Here is a 20,710-nt window from a genome sequence, read left to right on the forward strand (position 1 = left end):
AGGACACTGGTACATGGTTCGGACAGCGCACGGCAACGTGCGAAGCGTGGAGGAGGCATCGGTGGCGGGCGAGTCCCCCGACAGGTCGAAGCAGCGCGAGTCGTCGGCAGAACCGACGTCGGGGAGCGCGGAAACGGTTCCCGAAGCACGCGACCCACGACTGGCGGTGGCCGCCGAGAAGGAGACCGCCGGCGGCGTGGACACCGCCACCCGGGTCTTCTCGGTACGGGACCTCAAGACGGCCGACGGGACCGGTGAGACCGGCAGGACCGACGCGAAGCTCCGCGACGCGGTGGCCGCCTGGGTGCGCACGGGTGAGCCGGCGGAGGACGCGGCGGCCCCTGAGGGCGTCACGGAGGCCGCGGAGGGCCCCGGGACGCCCGCGGACGCCGAAAGGGCCCAGGAGACCCCGGAGAACGCCGCCAGGACGGCTACGGAGCCCGAGGCAACGGCCGAGGACACCCCGGCGGAGCCGGAGGACGCCGCCCCCGAGGCCACCGACGAACCCGAAGACGCCACCCCTCAGGACGAGTCGGCGCCCACGGCCGGCCCCGAGGACGCCGCCGAGCCCCAGGACGCCGAGCCGGAAGACAAGTCGGCGACCACCACGGAACCCGAGGACGCCAAGCCGGGCGCCCGGCTCGAGGCAACCGCCGAACCCGAGGACGCCGAGCCCGCCGGCACGACCGAGCCCGCCGACGAACCCCAAGACGCCGAGCCCGAAGGGAAGTCGGCGACCGCCGCGGAGCCCGAGGACGCCAAGCCGGGCGCCCGGCCCGAGGCAACCGCCGAACCCGAGGACGCCAAGCCCGCCGCCGAGCCCCAGGACGCCGAGCCCGAAGGGAAGTCGGCGACCACCACGGAACCCGACGACGCCAAGCCCGCCGACCAGCCCGAGGCAACCGCCGAACCCGAGGACGCCAAGCCCGCCGGCACGACCGAGCCCGCCGACGAACCCCAAGACGCCGAGCCCGGAGGGAAGTCGGCGACCGCCGCCGAACCCGAGGACGCCGCGCCGGAGGACAAGCCGGAGGACAAGCCGGAGGCGACCGCCGGGCCGCAGGACGCCGAGCCCGCCGACGAACCCGCGGACGCCGACGGCGAGGACGCGCCGGAGGACGCGGCGAAGGGGTCGCCCGCGCCCGGCGGCGACGGCGGCACGGGTGGTGCGGGTGGGGAGTCCGGCGACGACGACGGCGAAGCCGGGTCCGCCGTCGACCAGCCCACCACCATGCTCAAGGCCCCTCGCCCCCCGCAGGTCGACCAGCCCACCACCACCCTCAAGCTGGGCGGCGGGACGAAGCCCGAGCCCAAGTCCCCCGAGGCCGACGCCGAGCGCACCAGCAGGTTCGTCGCTCTCAAGTCGGACATAAAGCAGGGTCCGAAGCCGGAGGGCAGGCCCGAGCCCGCCTCCACCACCCGCACCACCGTCCTCCCGCAGGTCGGCCCCGAGCGCACCACCCAGCAGCCGCTTCCCCCGAAGCCCCCGCTGGACCTGCTCGCCGAGCTGACCAACACCCCTCCGCCGCCGGAGACCCCGGTCCGGACCCTCTTCCGCCGGGTCAAGATCTGGACGCCGCTCGTCATCGTCCTGCTGATCGTCTTTGCGGTCGTACAGGCTCTGCGTCCGCTCCCCCAGCCCACCCTCGACCTCACCGCGAAGGACACGTACGCCTTCGACGGCGCCAAGGCCGACATCCCCTGGCCGGCCGACGGCCAGGCCGCCCTCGACGTCCAGGGCATCGGCACGTTCGGTTCCTCCGGCGACCAGAAGCCGGTGCCGATCGCGAGCGTCGCCAAGGTGATGACCGCGTACATCGTCCTGCGCGACCACCCCCTGAAGAGCGGCGCCGCGGGCCCGAAGATAAAGATCGACCAGGCGGCCCAGGACCAGGCGAACGCCGGCCAGGAGTCGACCGTCGACGTGACGGCCGGCGACTCGGTCACCCAGCGCGAGGCCCTGGAGTCCATCCTGATCGCCTCGGCCAACAACGTGGCCCGCCTGCTGGCCCGTTGGGACGCCGGCTCGGAGAAGGCGTTCGTGGCGAAGATGAACGCCACCGCGAAGAAGCTCGGGATGACGAACACGACGTACACCGACCCGTCGGGGCTCACGGACTCCACGGTGTCCACGGCCGTGGACCAGGTGAAGCTGGCCAAGGCCGCGATGGCGAGCGAGCCGTCCTTCCGCGAGGTCGCCGCGATGATGTCGTACGACGACTACAAGGGTGTCAACCACTCCAACTGGAACCAGCTGGTCGGCCACAACGACGTCGTCGGCATCAAGACCGGCACCACCACCTCCGCCCTCGGCAACCTGGTCTTCGCCGCGAAGAAGACGGTCGGCGGCGAGACCCGCACGGTCATCGGCGCGGTGCTGCGGCAGCCGGCCAGCGCCGCCGCGGACAACAGCATCCTCACCGCCGCCCTCAACGCCGGCGACAAGCTGATCCGGGCGGCCCAGGGCGCGCTGAAGTCGGCGACGATCTACAAGAAGGGCGATGTCGTCGGGTACGTGGACGACGGGCTCGGCGGGCGGACCCCGGTGGTGGCGACCGAGGACGTGACGGCCGTCGGCTGGTCGGGGCTGAAGGTGAGGCTGTCGTTCGCCCCGGAGAAGGTGCCGCACACCGCGAAGGCCGGTACCAAGGTCGGCACCCTCACCGTGGGTGACGGCTCCGGCTCCGCCGTCCAGGTCCCGGTCGCCCTGGAGAAGGATCTGGCCGAGCCCGGGTTCACGAGCAGGCTGACCCGCCTCGGCTGACCCATAACCGGCATTCCGTCACCGCACCCCGCCGATGGCGGCCCACCCCAGGGCCCCGCGGCGGGGTGCGTGCTAGCGTCACGAATCGGGGCAGGTCGCCGGTCGCCGGGACACGGCCGCGAACTGGACGGAAAGCAGCCGCCAACACCGTGGAACGCGGCCGAGAACAGAAGACGGGACACGGGGAGTGCCTTCAGGTGGCCACAGCGGAGCCGACACGCGCCGACAACGCCGATCCGGGCCCGGTAGCCGGCCCGCGAATAGCCCTGCCGCCGGCAGCCGCGGACGCCACGGAGCGTAAGCCCGTCGACCGGCTGCTGCGGGCCGCCGAGCCGCTGCGCGGACGGCTGCTGCGTCACCCGGTGCTGTCGGTCACCGCCCTCGCCGGGATCCTGCACGTCATCTGGTTCTTCACGTTCGCGAACAGCGGCGGGGATCTCGCGGCGCAGGACGCCTGGGCCGAGTTCGTCGGCCGGCACCCGGACTCGGCGTACAACCTGGCCTGGTACGGCGGCATGCACCCGGTGTCGTACAGCGTGGTCTCGCCGTACCTGATGTCGCTGATCGGCGTCCGTACGACGATGATGCTCGCCGGCACCGTCTCGGCCTGCCTGCTGACCCTGCTCCTCATCCGCAGCCGTGCGGTGAAGAACCCCCTGTGGGCCGCGCTCGCCGGGGTGTTCGCGCTGATCTGCAACGCGCTGTCCGGGCGGGTCACCTTCGGGCTCGGCACCATGTTCGCGCTGGCCTCGGTCGGGGCGGTGTTCTGCTGGCCGTACCGCTGGCGGCACAGACGGTGGGCGAAGGCGCTCGTCGCCGCGCCGTTCGCCGCGCTCGCCACCATGGCGTCGCCGGTGGCCGGGCTCTTCGTCGGCCTGGTCGCGGTCGCGCTGTTCCTGCAGAAGCGGCGGCCGGGCGCGTGGGCGCTGGGCCTGGCGCCCGCGGTCGTGGTGGCGGCCTCCGCCTGGCTGTTCCCGTTCTCCGGCACCCAGCCGATGCGCTTCGGCTCGGTGATCATGCCGCTCGCGTACGGCCTGCTCTGTCTCTTCCTCGTGCCGAAGGAGTGGCGGACGGTCCGGCTGACGGCGGCCGTGTACAGCGTCAGCGTGGTGCTGGTGTGGCTGGTCAGCTCGCAGATCGGCTCGAACATCTCGCGGCTGCCGATGCTGTTCGCGGGCGCGACGCTGATCGCGGCCCTCCCGTACACGGTCCCGCGCTCGCGCAGGTACTACACGGTCGTGCTCGCCTTCCTCGGCGTCTGCGGCTGGATCGGCTACAAGTCGGTCGACGACATCATCCACACGACCCCGACCGCGTCCTGGGCCCGCGAGCTGGCCCCGCTGGTGCACCAGCTCCAGCAGGTCGGCGCCGAGAAGGGCCGCGTCGAGGTGGTCCCGGCCCGCTCGCACCGCGAGGCCTCGGCGCTCGCGCCGTACGTGAACCTGGCCCGCGGCTGGAACCGCCAGGCCGACATGGAGCGCAACCCGCTCTTCTACGACGACACCCTCAACTCCGCGAACTACCACGAGTGGCTGCAGCGCTGGGCCGTGCACTTCGTGGTCGTGCCGAAGGACCAGCCCGACGGCGACGGCGGCGGCGAACGGGAGCGGGCCCTGGTGCAGCGCGGGATGCCGTACCTGAAGCAGATCTGGGGCGACGCCAACTGGCAGCTGTTCCGGGTGACCGACCCGGTGCCGCTCGCCGAGCCCGACGCGGCGGTGGACAGCGCGGAGCAGGGCGAGCTGACCATCGAGGTCCGCAAGGCCGGGCGGATCCTGATCCGGATCCCGTACTCGCCCTGGCTGAGCATCGTCGACGCGGACGGCAAGAGCCTCAAGGCGCCCCAGGAGACCAAGGCCTCCAAGCACCGGGCCGACGGCGAGCCGAAGACGTACACCAACGTCAACGGCTGCCTGATGGAGACCCCGGAGGACGCCAAGGGCGACAAGTGGACGATGCTGCTGGCCCCGCGGGCCGGGACGTACCGGCTGGCGTCGCCGTACCAGCTGCCGCGGGGGACGCCCTGCCCGGACGAGCTGAAGTGACCAGCCGCCACAGCTGACATGACTGATCGGGTAAGCCCTGGATTGACTGTCCGAGTCAATCCAGGGCTGCTCTGTGTATGGGCTGTTCAGAGCCGTGGTTCAGGTGACCTTCAAGGCCTTGCATGACATCCGCCTGCCCATTTTCTTTACTTTTTACTTGACTCTCAATGACGGGCTCAGTTGACTGAATGGCATTGATTCGTCAGCCGAGGAGGCAGCGCAGTCATGGGGGACGAGACGTTAGGGATAATCCTGGCGGGAGGCCGGGGCGAACGCGCCAAGCCGCTCACCCTTGCCTCCTCGGACTACATCCGCAGCAAGGCCCTCATCCCGTTCGCCGGCCGGCCCGTCGTCGAGTGGCTCGTGGAGAACTGCCGGGACCAGGGCATCCGCCGCTTCCACGTGGTCGCCCAGGGCGCCGAGAACCACAGCCAGATCAAGCTCGTGCTGGGCCGGGGCGAGCGGTTCGGCGTCGAGATCCACTACTCCCGGGCCCGGCTCGACCGGTACAACGTCGGCTCGGGCGCCGCCACCCTGCACAACCTCGAACGGTGGGACCTGACCGGCCGCGCCCTGGTCATGCCGGTCGACTCCGTCTTCGAGTTCTCGCTCCCCCTGCTGACCGACGCGCACGACGCCGCCGACGCCGTCGTGACCGTGGCCTCCGTCGCCCGCACCGCCGAGGAGATCGCCGGCAAGTACGGCGTGATGCAGACGTCCGCGGACGGCACCGTCTCGGGCTTCCTGGAGAAGCCCGACCTCGACCGCATCCACCGCCTCTTCCCCGAGACATCGTTGCCAGGTGCCGGCTTCACCCTGCCCACCAACGCGGGCATGTACCTGATCGACTGCGGGCGCCTGCGGCTCGCGGCCCGCACCCCCGAGATGATCCGGCTCGCCCAGCAGCGCCTCGACTGGGGCGGCGACCTGCTGCCCTGGCTGGTCCGGCGGGGCCTGCCGGTCGCGGCCGCGCGCATCGAGCGGCTCGGCGACCTGGGCAGCATCCCGGACTACCTGGCCACCCTCGGCGACGTGCTGCGCGGCCGCTACCGGTGGATGAGCCGGGCCATGGGCGCGCCGGTGAGCACCGACCCGCCGTACTGGATCCACGAGTCGAGCCTGCGCGCCAAGGACAGCGTGCAGGGCACGACCCTCGCCCAGAAGATCTCCGAGGGCAGCGTGGTGCTCGGCCCCGCCGTGCGCATCGGGCGGAACGCCGAGATCGGCCCCGGTGTGAAGCTGCGGTACACGGACGTCGGCGACGACGTCGACATCGACGAAGGGGCCCGGCTCAGCCGGTCGGCGATCGGCGACGGCGCGGTCGTCGGGCCGTACGCCCGCGTCACCGACTCGTACGTGGGGCCCATGGCGCAGGTGCACTCGGCCCGCGACAACCCCGTCCGGCTCGTCCACTCGGCGATCGGCGAGGCCGCCGACCTGCGTCCCGGCACCCGGCTGTCGGGGGTGAGCGTCTACCCGCGGCTGCGGGTCCCCGCCGTCACCGGACTGCCCTCCGGCACCCATCTGACCAGCTCCGACGACATCCTGCGCTGGGTCTGACCCGGCCCGACCGGCACGACCGGTTCCGCACACGCCCTGCCGCATCCACCTGCTCCTTCCCGCACCCCCAATCGTCCGGCTCGTCTACAGCCTGGGGAGTTTTCTCGATGGACAGCCCGATCGCAGTCATAGGAGGGACCGGCCGGGTCGGCCGGCTCGTCACCCGCCGGTTGCTGGCCCGGGGCGAGACCGTCCGGGTCATCGGCCGCAGCACCCAGCGCGCCCGGCGGCACATGCCCGCGCAGGCGCAGTACTTCACGGCCGACGTCCGCGACCCCGGCACGCTCCGCACCCCCCTGCACGGGTGCGCCGCGGTCGTCTACGCCGTGGAGCCGGGCACCGACGCCGCCGGCCCGGACAGCCCGGAGTCGACCCTGCACGGCGGGGTCCGGCACGTCCTCGACGTCCTGGGCGCGGCCCCGGCCGGCCGGCACTTCGTGCTCGTCAGCCAGCAGCACGTCACCCGCCGGGACCATCCCATGAACGCCTACGGCAGGATGCTGGACTGGCGGCTGGCCGGCGAGGACGCGGTCCGCTCCTCGGGCCTGCCCTACACGGTGATCCGGCCGGGCTGGCTGACCGACGAGCCCGGCCACGGCGTGCTGCACCTGGAGCAGGGGGACGCCGGCGACGGTTACGTGGCCCGTGCCCATGTCGCCGAGGCCTGTGTCCGGGCGATCGACTCGCCCGCGGCGCACGGCGTGACGTTCGAGATGCGCAGCGAGGCGGGCCCGGCCTCCGGTCCCGTGCCCTGGGACGAACTCTTCACCGGGCTGCGGGCCGACGCCCCGGCCGGGACGAGGGCGGTGTTCGCATGAGCGCCCCGACCGAGGCCCAGGACCAGCCGGCCGCCACCACGCCGAACGCCACCACCACGGATGCCACGACCACGGACGCCACGACCACGGACGCCACGAGCGCGTACATGACCCTGCCTGCCGGCCAGGCCCCCGGCACCCTCGGCATCGCCCAGCCCGGGGTCACCCCGGGCCACCCGCAGCCGCTGGGCAGCACCGTCGACGCCGAAGGGGTCAACTTCTCGGTCTTCTCCGAGCACGCCACCCGCGTCGACCTGCTGCTGTTCGAGCACTGCGACAGCCCGGAGCCCTACCGGACCGTCCGGCTGCACCCCGAGCGGCACCGCAGCTTCCACTTCTGGCACTGCCATGTGCGGGGGCTCGGTGCCGGCCAGGTCTACGCCTACCGCATCGACGGGCCGCGCGACCCCGCCGCCGGGGGCAGCCGCTTCGACCACCGCAAGGTGCTGCTCGACCCCTACGCCCGCGCCAACGTCAACAGCCGCTGGGAGCGGACCCGCGCGATCGGCCCCGGGGACAACGTCGAGCACTCCATGCGCAGCCTGGTGGTCGACCTGGACGACTACGACTGGGAGGGCGACACCCCGCTGCGCACCCCCATGGCGGACACCGTCGTCTACGAGATGCACGTCCGCGGCTTCACCGCCTCGCCCACCTCGGGGGCGGACCATCCCGGGACCTTCTCGGCCGTGATCGAGAAGATCCCGCACCTTCAGGAACTCGGCGTCACCGCGGTGGAGTTGCTGCCGGTCTTCGACTTCGACGAGACCCAGGTGCTGCGCACCGGCCCGGACGGCACCCCGCTGCGCAACTACTGGGGCTACGACCCGTACGGGTTCTTCGCCCCGCACACCGGCTACTGCTCCAGCCCGCATCTGGCCACCCACATCACCGAGTTCCGCGACATGGTGAAGGCGTTCCACAAGGCGGGCATCGAGGTCATCCTCGACGTGGTCTTCAACCACACCAGCGAGGGCAACGAGTTCGGGCCGACGATCAGTTTCCGGGGTGCGGCGAACGAGGCCTACTACCACCTGTGGCCGCAGGACCGCTCGCACTACATGGACTTCACCGGGTGCGGCAACGCGATCAACGCCAACCACCCGATCGTCACCAAGTTCATCCTGGAGTCCCTGGAGTACTGGGTCTCCGAGCACCACGTCGACGGCTTCCGCTTCGACCTCGCCTCGGAGCTGTCCCGCGGCCCGATGGGCTACGAGATGGCGGTGCCGCCCGCGCTGTGGGCGATCGAGCTGTCGCAGATCCTGGCCGAGACGAAGATCATCGCGGAGCCCTGGGACGGCGGCGGGCTCTACCAGGTGGGCCGGTTCCCCGGGAAGCGCTGGGCGCAGTGGAACGGCCCGTTCCGGGACGACGTACGGCGGTTCGTGCGCGGTGACGCGGGCATCGCCGGCGAGGTCGCCTCCCGGCTCGGCGGCTCGGCCGACCTGTTCGCCCCGCAGGAGGAACTGCCCACCAACAGCATCAACTTCGTGACCTGCCACGACGGCTTCACCCTCAACGACCTGGTCAGCTACAACACCAAGCACAACCACGCCAACGGTGAGGCGGACGCCGACGGGACGAACGAGAACTACAGCTGGAACTGCGGCTCCGAGGGCCCCGCGGACGACCCCGAGGTCGAGGGGCTGCGGGTGCGGCAGATCAAGAACCTGCTGGCGGTCCTCATGCTCAGCCGCGGCGTCCCGATGCTGCTGGCCGGGGACGAGTTCCGCAACAGCCAGGCCGGCAACAACAACGGCTACTGCCAGGACGGCCCGACCTCCTGGCTCGACTGGGACCAGGCCGGCAAGGAGCGGGAGACGCTCGGGTTCACCCGCGACGTCATCGGGCTGCGCAAGCGCTACCGCACCTTCCGGGAGCCGCAGTTCTTCTCCGAGCGGCTCAACCCCCGGCTGCTGCCGGACATCACCTGGCACGGCACGCGGCTGCACCAGCCGGGCTGGGAGAACCCCGACGCCCACGTGCTGGCGTGCACGTACGGCGGTTTCGACGGCGACCCGGACCTGCACCTGATCCTCAACATGTACCACCTGGGCCTCGAATTCGAGCTGCCCGAGCTGCCCGGCCACCACTGGCACCGCGTCCTGGACACGGCCCGGCCGGCCCCGTACGAGATCCTCCCGCCCGGAGCGGAGGAGCCGGTCGACGGTCCCACCTATCACGCCCAGGGCCGCAGCGTCGTGCTGCTGGCGGCCCTGCCCGACGAGAAGGGCACGCGACGATGAGCGCACTCTCCCAACGACGCATCACCTCCGACACCCTGGCGGGTTACGTCACCCACTACAGCCCCACAAGGCGCATGTTCGGTCTGCGCAGCCCGGACGGGCGGGAGTTCACGGTCCACCTGACCCACAACGCCGTCTCCCGCATCGTCCGCAACCTCGGCGACCCCTACCACGACACCACGGCCGACACCGTCGACATGCTGGCCGAGGGCCGGTTCCTGTTCGCGTACGGGATCCTCTACGAGTGGGAGGGCGGCGCCCGCTTCGACGCGAAGGAGATCACCTTCCCGGAGGAGAGCCGCGGCCAGTACGTCTTCGAGCACCCGAACTGGTGGGTGCAGCAGGCGGCCGCGATCGCCGACTTCTACCTGCGCGGCCAGTTCCCGGACGGGAACTACGACTGGCGCGACTTCCGCACCCACCTGACCCTGAGCGGCACCCACTTACCGGACTTCCACGGCAAGGACGTCCGGCAGGAGACCGACACCATCTCCCGGCTGGTGTACGGGCTGGCCACCGCCTACCTGCTGACCGGCGAGGACCGCTTCCTGGAGGCGGCCCAGTCCGGCACCGAGTACCTGCGCGAGCACATGCGGGTGGACGACCAGGCGGACGGGATCACGTACTGGTACCACGGCATCGACATCACGCCGAACGGCCACCGGCCGGTCTTCGCCTCGGAGTTCGGGGACGACTACGACGCGATCCCGATGTACGAGCAGATCTACGCGCTGGCCGGCCCCACCCAGACCTTCCGGATCACCGGCGACCCGAGGATCCTGAACGACATCGACCGCACGGTCGCCCTGTTCCAGAAGTACTTCCGCGACCCGGTCGAGGGCGGGTTCTTCTCGCACCTGGACCCGATCGCCCTGGACCCGGGCGCCGACTCGCTGGGCCGCAACCGGTCCCGCAAGAACTGGAACTCGGTCGGCGACCACGCCCCGGCCTACCTGATCAACGCCTATCTGGCGACCGGGCGTTCCGACTTCGCGGCCCTCCTGGAGGAGACCGCGGACACGATCGTCGAACGCTTCCCGGACGAGCCCAACTCCCCGTTCGTGCAGGAACGGTTCCACGCCGACTGGAGCCCGGACCGCACCTGGGGCTGGCAGCAGGACCGCGCGGTGGTCGGCCACAACCTCAAGATCACCTGGAACCTGACCCGCATCAAGGCCCTGCACGACAAGCCCGAGTACGGCACCACGGCGGAGCGGATCGCCGAGCTGATGCCCTCCGTGGGCAGCGACGGCCTGCGCAGCGGCTGGTACGACGTGGTGGAGCGGCAGCCCGACCCGGACAGCGGCATCCACCGGATGGTCTGGCACGACCGCAAGGCCTGGTGGCAGCAGGAGCAGGCGATCCTCGCCTACCTCATCCTGGCCGGCACCACCGACGACCCCGAGCACCTACGCCTCGCCCGGGAGGCGGCGTCGTTCTACAACGCCTACTTCCTCGACTACGAGGACGGCGGCGTCTACTTCAACGTCCTGGCCAACGGCATCCCGTACCTGCTGGGCACCGAGCGGCTCAAGGGCAGCCACGCGATGGCGGGCTACCACGCGCTGGAGCTGTGCTACCTGTCGGCGACCTACACCGGTCTGCTGCTCGGCAACGACCCGGTGACCCTGCACTTCCGGCCGCGCCCGGACGACCTCCCGGAGCGGCTGCTGCGGGTGGCGCCGGACCTGCTGCCGGCCGGCTCGGCGGAGCTGACCCGGGTGTGGGTGGACGGGCAGCCGTACCAGAACTTCGACGGCAAGGACCTGACCGTGCGGCTGCCCGAGGGCGGCGAACCGGTGCGGGTGCGGGTGGAGCTGGAGCCCGCGCAGATGCGGCTGCGGATGCGCAGCGAGTTCGACGGCGGCACCGCCCACATCAGCTGCCGCGGCGTGATCGACGCCGCCGAACTGGGCAAGTTCCGCCGGATCCTGGCCGAGGTCATGGCGGCCACCCCCGGCCGGGTGGAGTTCCACCTCTGCGAGACCAGCGAGATGTGCCGGTCCGCCATCAACGAGCTGCTGTTCCAGCGCACCAAGGCGGGGCTCGACGTCGACTTCGTGATCGTGGGCTGCGCCCTGCCCGAGGTCGCGGACGCGCTGCTCGCCACGGACGCCTTCCTGCTGGAGGGTGGTGACGACTGCAACCATGAGTGATCTCGCGACCCTCGCACTCCCGTTACCGTCCGTGCGCACCCCCGGTGCCCCGCCCGGTGCCCGCGACCTGCCAGCCTACTGCGGCGAGCTGTTCGGCCAGTTCACCCGGGCCGACCAGCGGCGCTGGGGGGAGGTCTACCTGCGCGGCCTGCTGGCCGTGCCCGGCCGCAAGACGCCGGCCCGGATCACCGAACAGGTGCTGGGGCGGCGGGCGGTGCAGCAGATCCAGCAGTTCGTGAACCAGAGCCCCTGGGCGTCCGCGCCGGTGCGCGGCCGCCTTGCCGGGCAGATGGTCCGGTCCTTCCGGGCCGAGGCCTGGTCGGTCGACGAGGTCGTCTTCGCCAAGAACGGCGACCGCTCGGTCGGCGTGGCCCGCCAGTACGCGGCCTCCCAGGAACGCACCGTCAACTGCCAGCTGGCGCTGGCGACCTCGCTGGTGGGTCATGCCGGCGGGGTCCCGGTGAACTGGCGCCTTGTACTGCCGACCCGCTGGGACCGCGACGAGGGGCTGCGCGGCCAGGCCCACCTGCCCGCGCACGAGCGCTGCCGCCCGCGGTGGAGCTATGTGCTGGAGGCGCTCGACGAGATGCTCGACGAGTGGTCCCTGGAGCCGCTGCCGGTGCTGGCCGACTGGCGCGGCGACGGCGACCCCGACCCCCTGCTGCGGGGCCTTGAGGCCCGTGGTCTCGGCTATGTGGTCCAGGCATCGCCGCACACCCCGGTACTGCTGCCCCGCGGCCGGGCCGGCGGCACCGGCGGCGCCCTGGCCGACCTCGCCGCGCACGCCGTCCGGCACACCGAGCGGACGTCGGTGACCTGGCACGACCCGGTGACCGAGCGCATGTGGCACTCGGAGTTCCTGACCGTGCCGGTGCTGCTGCGGGCCGAGCGCTCCCCCGAGGGCTGCCCGGCCACGGCGCCGCGGGCCCGGATGCTCCTCGCGGACTGGCCCTACGGCCGGCCGCGGCCGCGGGCGTACTGGCTGACCAACCTGCCGGTCCGGCGGCTCGCGGAGATCGTGCTGCTGGCGCGGCTGCGCAGGTTCGCCGGGGAGGCGCTGGGCCGGATGCACGACGAGTTCGGCCTCGGCGACTTCGAGGGCCGCTCCTTCCGCGGCTGGCACCACCACGTGACGCTGGCCTCGGCCGCGCTCGGCTTCGACATGGTGCGCCAGCAGGCCGACGAGAGAGCCCTGAGCACGCCGCATGCCTGAACAGCGCCACCACAACGACCGGAACGACCGGAACGACCGGAACGGCCCCGTGCGGACACGTCCGCACGGGGCCGCGCCGCGTTCACTTCTCCCAGCCGACCTTCGCGAAGTCGATGTCGCCGAGGCCCGGGACCCCGTAGTTGGCGAGGCCCTTGCGGACGGCGAGGATCTGGGGGCGCTGGTAGAGCTCGATGTCGTGGCCGAGCCGCCAGATCTCGGTGTCCGCCTCGTTGTAGAGGCGCTGTGCGGCCCGGTCGTCGAGGGTGCCGGCGGCCTTGTCGAGGAGCTGGTCCACCTTTGCCGAGCCGACCCGGCCGTAGTTCTCGAAGACCTGGCCGCCGGCCGGGCGCCGGTAGACGGCGTAGGCGGAGCTGGGGTACGTCAGCCCGGTGAACCGGAAGATGGCGAGGTCGAAGTTGCCCTTGTCCAGGTACTGCGGGCCGTAGGCGGTGGCGGGGACCTTCTCGATGTCGACGCGGACCCCGGCCCGGGCCAGCATCTGCTGGACGAGCTGGGCCAGGTCCTCGCCGAGCCGGTTGGTGCCCTCGCTCAGCACCAGGCGCAGGGTGAGGCTGCGGCCGTCCCTGACCCTCGGCTGCCCGTCGCCCCGGCTGCGCCAGCCCGCGCGGTCGAGGGCGCGCTCGGCGGCCCGGAGGTCGAAGCGGCCGTAGGGGCCGGAGTCGTCGGCGTAGCCGGGCTGGTTGGTCATGAAGAAGTGGTTGCCGAGCAGCGGCACCTTCACCGGCAGGCCGGAGGCCGCGACCTCGGCCAGCGCCGGGCGGTCGACGGCCTGCTGGAGGGCGTTGCGCACCGCCCGGTCGGCCAGCGGACCGCTCGCGCCGTTCAGCGTGATGTGCACCTCGTCCCAGGCGGAGCCGACCCGGATGGCGGTGTCCTTGGCCTCGGCCAGCTGGGCGTAGGCGTCGCTGGTGGCGGCGTTGACGACGTCGACCTCGCCGTTGAGGAAGGCCTGCAGGGCGGCGTCGGGGTCGAGGACGCGGAAGACGATCCGGTCGAGCCGGGGCCGGGTGCCCCACCACGCGGGGTCCGGGACGAGGGTGAGGGTCTGTGCCGTGCGGTCGACGGAGGCGAGCCGGAAGGGGCCCGCGGTGACCGGGAGGCGCCCCTGCCAGTCGGAGTCGAAGCGCTGCGGGCTGTCGTAGGCGGCGGCCGGGAAGAGCGGCGTGAAGAGCCGGCGCCAGTCGGCGTACGGCTTCCTGAAGGTGACCCGGACCTCGTGCGCGCCGGCGCCCTGGCGGACGTCGGCGATCCGGTCGTAGCCGCTCGGGTCGGCGACCGGGTAGCGGTCGTCGCCGCCGCCGACCGCGTGCCACTGGGCGGCGAAGTCCCGCCAGCTCAGGGCCCTGCCGTCGGACCAGCGGGCCTTCGGGTTGAGGCGGTAGGTGACGGTCTGGTGCCCGCCGGCGGTGGAGACGGCGGCGGAGGCCAGGTAGTCCGGAACGATCCGGGGGACGCCCTGGGCGTCGCGGGTGAAGAGCCGCGGCTCCGTCATCGTGTCGACGGTCCACACGTCGTCCAGGGCGCCGTCGACGTGGTTGAAGTTGAACTGCGTGATCATCTGGGTGATCGGCACGGTCAGGGTCCCGCCGGAGCGCAGGTCCCCGGACGGCAGGGCGTTGATGTCGTAGGTGCCGTAGGTCGGCAGCGCCCGGTGCCGGGAGTCGTCGTGCCCGCCGGACGCGGTGCATCCGGTCGCCGCGAGGACGATGAGCGCCCAGGCGGCCACCCACGCGGGCCATCCCCGTAATCGCTCCACCTGTCAGCCTCCCCGGCGCCACAGGTCCGTCAACTGCCCCCATTGCTCTGGGAATTGCGGCGTCGGAGCTTAACATCACGATGTTTCCCTCAAATGAAGAGAAGGCAGACTCACTCCCCTCCGTCAGGAGTGCCATGTTCTTCCTGATCGCCAGGCGTCTGGTCCGCTGCGTCGCCCTGTTCCTCGTCTCCCTGGTCCTCTCCTACGCCCTCGCCTCGACCGCCCTCGATCCCCGCGCGTACTTCGAGGACCGCACGCCCGCGCCGCCGGCCCGGGTCGTCGACCGCGAGCTGTCCCGGCTCGGCATGGACGACCGCGCCCCGCTGCCGCAGCGCTTCGCGCACTGGGCGGACCGCGCCGCCCACGGCGACCTGGGCCGCACCATCGACGACCAGTCCGTGAGCGCCGAGTTCGGCCGCCGGATCGGCGTGTCGGTACGGCTGCTGCTGGTGGGCACGGTGGCCGGTACGGCCGTCGGCACCCTGGCCGGGATGTGGGCGGCGGTCCGGCGCGGCGGGCTCGGCGACCGGGCGCTGGCCGGGTTCTCCTTCGCGGTGCTGTGCGTGCCCACCTTCGTGCTGGCGCTGCTGCTGAAGACCGGGGCCCTCGCGGTCAACCGGGCCGCGGGCGGCAACGTCGTCAAGTACACCGGCGAGCACACCCCCGGGCTCCGGGGCGACTGGACCGTCCACCTGCGGGACACCGCGGCCCACCTGGTCCTCCCCGCGCTCTGCGTGGCGCTCGCCGCGATCGCCCTGTACAGCCGCTACCAGCGCGCCGCCACCCTGGACGTGCTCGGCTCGGACCACCTGCGCACCGCCCGCGCCAAGGGACTCACCCCGGGCCGCGCGCTGCTGCGGCACGGGCTGCGGATCTCGCTGGTGCCGATGACGGTCTTCTTCTCCTTCGGCGTCCTCACCCTGGTCACCGGGGCCGTGTTCACCGAGCGGGTCTTCGGCTGGCCCGGCATGGGCAGCTGGCTGATCGACTCGGTGGAGAAGGGCGACGTGAACTCGGTGGTGGCGGTCGACGGCTTCGCCGCGGCCGTCGTGCTGCTGGCGGGGCTGGTCGCGGACGTCCTGCACGCGCTGCTCGACCCCCGGGTGCGGCAGCCGTGAGCGGGGGGCGGCGCGGGCGCGCGGTGCTCGGCCGGCTGGCCCGGCACCCGGGGGCGCTGTGCGGGCTCGCGCTGCTGCTGGCCCTGGTGGTGTTCGCCGTCGCGGGTCCGTACGTGTGCCGGTGGTCCTACTCGGACGTCGACTACACGGCGCTGCGGCAGCCGCCGGACGCGCGGCACTGGATGGGCACGAACCGGATCGGGCAGGACGTGTTCGCCCAGGCCGCGCACGGGCTGCGCAAGTCGCTGCTGATCGGGGCGCTGGTGGCCACCGTCGCCACCGGTCTCGCGGCGGTGGTGGGCGCCTCGGCGGGCTACTTCGGCGGCTGGACGGACCGGTTGCTGATGTTCGCAGCGGACCTGCTGCTCGTGCTCCCCGGCTTCCTCGTCCTCGTGGTGCTCGGGCCGCGGCTGCGTCGGTGGGGCTGGCTCGCGCTGGCCGGGCTGCTCGCCCTGCTGGGCTGGATGGTCACCGCGCGGGCGGTGCGCGGCATGACGCGTTCCCTGAAGGAGCGGCAGTTCGTGGTGGTGGCGGGGCTGATGGGGGTCGGGCCGGTGCGGGTCGTCTGGCGGCACGTGCTGCCGCACCTGGCCTCGTTCCTGATCACCGACGCGACGGTCACGGTGGCCGGGGCGGTGGTCAGCGAGGCCGGGCTGTCCTACTTCGGCTTCGGCGTCCAGCCGCCCGACGTCTCCCTGGGCACGCTGATCGCGGACGCGTCCGACGTGGCCCTGGTGTATCCGTGGATGTTCTTCTTCCCGGCGGGCCTGCTCGTCGCGTTCGTGCTGGCCGTCAGCCTCCTCGGCAACGCCCTGCGCGACGCCCTGGACCCGACGACGGTGCGGTCCGCCGGGCCGCCCCGCGGTGCCGTGTCGGGGCTGGCCTGATGGGGGCGGGCCCGGCGGCGCGCGGGACGGCGGGCGCGGTCCTGGAGGTGCGCGGCCTGACGGTCGCCCTCGGCGGCGGGCGGCGCCGCCCTCCCGTGCCCGTGGTGCGCGGTGTGGACCTCGCGCTGGGTCCCGGCGAGGTGCTGGGCCTGGTCGGCGAGTCCGGGGCGGGCAAGTCGCTCACCGCGCTGTCCCTGCTCGGCCTGGCACCGCCCGGCGCCCAGGTGGGCGGTTCGGTACGGCTGCTGGGCGAGGAGCTGCTGGGGCGGCCGGAGCGGGAGCTGGCCGGCCTGCGCGGGCGCCGGATCGCCATGGTCTTCCAGGACCCGCTGCACGCCTTCACCCCGGTGCTGCGGGTCGGCGACCAGATCGCGGAGGCCCTGCGCATCCACGAACGCCCGCGCCCGCGCCGCGCGTCGGCCCTGCGGCGGGCCGTGGAACTCCTGGAGTTCACCGGGGTGCCGCAGCCGTCCCGCGCGGCCCGCGCCCTGCCCCACCAGCTCTCCGGCGGGATGCTCCAGCGGGCCATGATCGCGATGGCGGTGGCGAACCGGCCCGCGGTCCTCGTCGCGGACGAGCCGACCAGCGCGCTGGACGTGACCGTGCAGGCCCAGGTCCTCGATGCGCTCGCGGCCGCCCGGCGGGAGACGGGGGCGGCGCTGCTCCTCGTCACCCACGACCTCGGCGTGGTCGCGGGCGCCGCGGACCGGGTCGCGGTCCTGTACGCGGGGCGGGTGGTGGAGACGGGCCCGGTGCAGGCGGTGCTCTGCCGCCCCCGGATGCCGTACACCGTCGGCCTCGTCGGCTCCGTGCCCCGCCTGGACGCCCGGGTCCCGCCCACCCCGGTGCCGGGCACCGCGCCTGCCCCGGGCACCGTCGGCCCGGGCTGCCCCTTCGCCCCGCGCTGCCCCCTGGCGGAACCGGAGTGCCACGCGGCCGAGCCCCCGCTCACGGGGGTCGACAGCCCGTCCCGCGCCGACGGCACCGCGCCCGGCGCCCACACGGCGGCCTGCCGGCGGATCCCGGAGGTACGGCACCGGAGCGCGGCGGAGCTGTTCGGACGGCCGCCTGCGCAGGCGTGGGAACGGGCCGGCCCAGCGGACGGCCCCACCGCGGACGTCGTGCTGGCGGTCTCCGGGCTCGGCCGGTCGTACCCGGCGCCGGGGTTCCGGCACCGCCGGGCCCCGGCCGTGCGGGCCGTGGAGTGGGTCGATCTGGAGGTGCGGCGCGGGCAGACGCTGGCGCTGGTCGGGGAGTCGGGGGCCGGGAAGAGCACGACGCTGCGGGAGATCGCCGCGCTGGCGGCTCCGCAGGCCGGGCGGGTGGAGGTGCTCGGGCAGGACACCGCGCTGCTCTCCCGGCGGGCGGCGCGCGAGCTGCGGACGGCGGTGCAACTGGTGCCGCAGGACCCGATGTCGAGCCTCGATCCGCGGATGCCGCTGGGTGACATCGTCGCCGAACCGCTGCACGCCGCACGGGTGCCGCCGGCCGTGGTCGCGGCGCGGGTGCCGCGGCTGCTGGCCCAGGTGGGGCTGCGCCCGGCGGACGCGGACGGCTACCCGCACCAGTTCTCCGGCGGGCAGCGGCAGCGCGTCGCCATCGCGCGGGCGCTGGCGGTCGGCCCCGCGCTGCTGCTGCTCGACGAACCGGTGTCCGCGCTGGACGTGTCGGTGCAGGCCGCGATCCTGGACCTGCTGCTGCGGCTGAAGCGGGAGCTGGGCCCGGCGTACCTGCTGGTCTCGCACGACCTCGCGGTGGTCCGGCAGCTCGCCGACCGGGTGTCGGTCATGTACGCGGGCCGCACGGTGGAGACCGGCGGCGTGGCCGAGGTGTTCGGCCGGCCGCGCCATCCCTACACCCGGGCGCTGCTCTCGGCCGTCCCGCTGCCGGACCCGGTCGCCGAGCGCTCCCGGCGCCGGATCGTGCTGCCCGCCGACCCCGGGCCGGGTCCGCGCGCCGCCTCCGGGTGCGGTTTCCGGGCCCGCTGTCCCGTCCAGAGCGTGCTCTCCGCCGCCGAGCGGCGGCGCTGCGCGGAGGAGACACCGCGCGGCCGGCCGGCCGGGCCGGCCGCCGGCCACACCGTCTCCTGCCATTTCCCGCACGACGAAGGACCGGGTCCGGTACGGCGGCCGTAGTGCGACCGCCGGACCGGACCCGGTCCGGTGCGAAGCGCGTGTGCGATCAGCAGCAGCCACCACTCCCACCGCTGGACTCGGCCATGCCTTCGTGTGCCGGACGGTAGCCCGGCCCGGAATCGTTCAGCCACAGGCCGCCTGCCACGAGACCACTGACCAGGACGACGATTGCGAAGAGCGCGATTATTTTATTGCTCACGAAAATCCCCTCCCCTGAACAATAGAAGGTTGCGCCTTGACAATTACAGTCAACATTGAATGACTTCTACAGTCAAGCAGTTTCCTGCAAAATTAATAATAACCAAACGGAATATCCCGCACCGCATAAGGGACTCCCTAATTCGATCAGAGAACCGTGCTGCAAAATGCGGTCGAGAGCCGCTAAAAGATCACCGGAAGCCCATTGGGTAGATATCAACTTACTGGTAACATCGATCTGTCATCCCGACAGTCAAGTACTGCACCGAGGAGTTGGCATGGATCCACTCGGCAACGCGACGGCCGCAGGACTGGGCGAGCGCATCAGGGTGTTGCGCGGCAAACGTGGACTCAAGCAGCAGGACCTCGCGTCCGGTGAGATTTCGGCGAGCTACATCTCCCTGATCGAGTCGGGGAAGCGCGGCGCGCCGTCGGACTCGGTGCTCGCCGCGCTCGCCGAGCGCCTGGGGTGCTCCGTGGAGTACCTGCGCAGCGGACGCGACGACCACGAGCTGGAGGAGACCCGGCTGCGGCTGGCCTTCGGCGAGATGGCCCTGCGCAACGGCAGCAACGGCGAGGCCCTCCAGACCCTGAGCGACCTGCTGGCCAAGCCGTCCCTGCTGGACCCGTCGATGACCCGGCGCGCCCGCATCGCGCAGGCCTCCGCCCTGGAGAAGCTCGACCGGATCGAGGCCGCCATCACGATCCTCGAAGACCTCCAGCGCGACCCCGAGCTGCCGCCCGGCTCCGCCGACTGGTGCACGGTGTCGGTCGCCCTGTGCCGCTGCTACCGCAACGCCGGCGACATCACGACGAGCATCGAGATCGGCGAGCGGGCCATGTCCCGGCTCGACGCCCTCGGCCTGGACGTCACGGTCGACCACGTCCAGCTCGGCGCCACGCTGATGGCGTCGTTCCACATGCGGGGCGACCTCACCCGGGCCCAGCTGCTCGGCGTCCGGCTCCTGGACGCCGCCGAGAAGCAGGGGGCACGGGCCGCGCGGGGTGCCGTCTTCTGGAACGCGGGGCTCGTGGCCCGCTCCCGCGGCCAGCTGAACGAGGCGCTGGCCCTGGTGGAGCGGGCGCTGGCGCTGATGTCCGAGGACGACAACATCCGCCATGTCGCCATGCTCAAGATGAACTGTGGCTCGCTGCTCCTCCAGGTCGACCAGCCCGAACCGGCACGCGCCAAGCAACTCCTTGAGGAGGCCCAGCAGTTGCTGGCGGAGGTCGGCAACGCGCCCGAACTGGCCCAGTGCGAGATCGGCCTGGCCGACGCGGACGCGATGCTCGGCAACTGGGACGAGGCCGCGGCCCACGCGGAGCGGGCCCTCGGCCTCACCGGCCCGGAGTCCCGCATCCAGGCGGTCGGTGCGCGGGCCACGCTCGCCGAGATCCATCTGCTGCGCGGCGACCACGAGCAGGCGGCCCAGTGCCTCCAGGCCGCGACCCGGCAGCTGCGCCAGTTCCCGCCGTCCCACCAGACCGCGCTCAACTGGCGCTACGTGGGCGACCTGTGGCGCCGCCAGGGCAACAGCACGGCGGCCCTGCAGGCGTACGACCAGGCGCTGTCGTCGGCCGGCCTGGCCCCGAACCGCGACCCGAGCACGTCCTTCACCGAGCAGGGCCGTTCCTGACCCGCGCACCACCTGAATTCCCCTTCCGGAACCGCCGTGAAATACCCGCACGACAAAGAGAATTGAAAGCCCGCCGGGCACCCATTTCCTTGTGCCGGCTCCGGTCCTTTCACCGCCGGATTCGATGCCGGTGCGACGCCGGTGCGACGCCGA

Annotated in this window: 12 protein-coding genes; 11 read left to right on the forward strand and 1 reads right to left on the reverse strand. The window is 72.5% G+C overall.

Translation table 11 applies throughout. The features are described from left to right. Positions 1-13 precede the first annotated feature (13 nt). The 7 genes from ACFZB3_RS17865 to ACFZB3_RS17895 all read left to right on the forward strand — a co-directional run bounded on the left by ACFZB3_RS17865 (position 14) and on the right by ACFZB3_RS17895 (position 12,805). Complete coding sequence (locus ACFZB3_RS17865) at positions 14-2,764, forward strand: serine hydrolase (RefSeq protein WP_391376542.1); 2,751 nt, start codon at positions 14-16, stop codon at positions 2,762-2,764. A gap of 197 nt (positions 2,765-2,961) precedes the next feature. Next, the gene (locus ACFZB3_RS17870) at positions 2,962-4,809 is read left to right on the forward strand and encodes an MFS transporter (RefSeq protein WP_391376545.1); all 1,848 of its coding nucleotides are present in this window, start codon (positions 2,962-2,964) and stop codon (positions 4,807-4,809) included. A 225-nt stretch (positions 4,810-5,034) separates the two neighbouring features. Beyond that, positions 5,035-6,369, forward strand: a complete 1,335-nt coding sequence (locus ACFZB3_RS17875; protein ID WP_391376548.1) for a sugar phosphate nucleotidyltransferase — start codon at positions 5,035-5,037, stop codon at positions 6,367-6,369. Positions 6,370-6,476: 107 nt separating this feature from the next. Then, a complete protein-coding gene (locus ACFZB3_RS17880) occupies positions 6,477-7,187 on the forward strand; it encodes an NAD(P)H-binding protein (protein ID WP_391376550.1) in 711 nt (236 codons plus the stop codon). Continuing rightward, positions 7,184-9,436, forward strand: a complete 2,253-nt coding sequence (glgX, locus tag ACFZB3_RS17885) for a glycogen debranching protein GlgX (RefSeq protein WP_391376552.1) — start codon at positions 7,184-7,186, stop codon at positions 9,434-9,436. Before ACFZB3_RS17880 ends, glgX begins: the two co-directional genes overlap by 4 nt. Next, positions 9,433-11,592 carry an AGE family epimerase/isomerase gene (locus ACFZB3_RS17890; RefSeq protein ID WP_391376554.1) on the forward strand — a complete coding sequence of 720 codons (2,160 nt, stop codon included), beginning with the start codon at positions 9,433-9,435 and terminating at the stop codon, positions 11,590-11,592. The genes glgX and ACFZB3_RS17890 overlap by 4 nt, the downstream gene beginning before the upstream one ends. Further along, positions 11,585-12,805 carry an IS701 family transposase gene (locus ACFZB3_RS17895; protein ID WP_391376556.1) on the forward strand — a complete coding sequence of 407 codons (1,221 nt, stop codon included), beginning with the start codon at positions 11,585-11,587 and terminating at the stop codon, positions 12,803-12,805. Before ACFZB3_RS17890 ends, ACFZB3_RS17895 begins: the two co-directional genes overlap by 8 nt. An 82-nt stretch (positions 12,806-12,887) precedes the next feature. Here the strand turns inward: ACFZB3_RS17895 and ACFZB3_RS17900 are convergent, their stop codons facing one another. Then, positions 12,888-14,582: an ABC transporter substrate-binding protein gene (locus ACFZB3_RS17900; RefSeq protein ID WP_391376558.1), complete on the reverse strand. Its 1,695-nt coding sequence runs from the start codon at positions 14,580-14,582 to the stop codon at positions 12,888-12,890. Between the two features lie 134 nt (positions 14,583-14,716). On the opposite strand from ACFZB3_RS17900, the gene ACFZB3_RS17905 reads away from it, so the two are divergent. From ACFZB3_RS17905 to ACFZB3_RS17920, 4 genes are all read left to right on the forward strand, one after another. Beyond that, positions 14,717-15,700 carry an ABC transporter permease subunit gene (locus ACFZB3_RS17905; protein WP_391376560.1) on the forward strand — a complete coding sequence of 328 codons (984 nt, stop codon included), beginning with the start codon at positions 14,717-14,719 and terminating at the stop codon, positions 15,698-15,700. Then, entirely contained in the window at positions 15,697-16,587 is an 891-nt protein-coding gene (locus ACFZB3_RS17910) for an ABC transporter permease subunit (RefSeq protein WP_391376562.1), read from the forward strand. Before ACFZB3_RS17905 ends, ACFZB3_RS17910 begins: the two co-directional genes overlap by 4 nt. After that, a complete protein-coding gene (locus ACFZB3_RS17915; protein ID WP_391376564.1) occupies positions 16,587-18,722 on the forward strand; it encodes a dipeptide ABC transporter ATP-binding protein in 2,136 nt (711 codons plus the stop codon). Before ACFZB3_RS17910 ends, ACFZB3_RS17915 begins: the two co-directional genes overlap by 1 nt. A 476-nt stretch (positions 18,723-19,198) precedes the next feature. Next, on the forward strand, positions 19,199-20,557 hold the full coding sequence (locus ACFZB3_RS17920; RefSeq protein ID WP_391376566.1) for a helix-turn-helix domain-containing protein: 1,359 nt from the start codon (positions 19,199-19,201) through the stop codon (positions 20,555-20,557). Positions 20,558-20,710 lie beyond the last annotated feature (153 nt).

This window comes from Streptomyces sp. NPDC008092, from assembly GCF_042957285.1.
GTDB lineage: Bacteria > Actinomycetota > Actinomycetes > Streptomycetales > Streptomycetaceae > Streptomyces.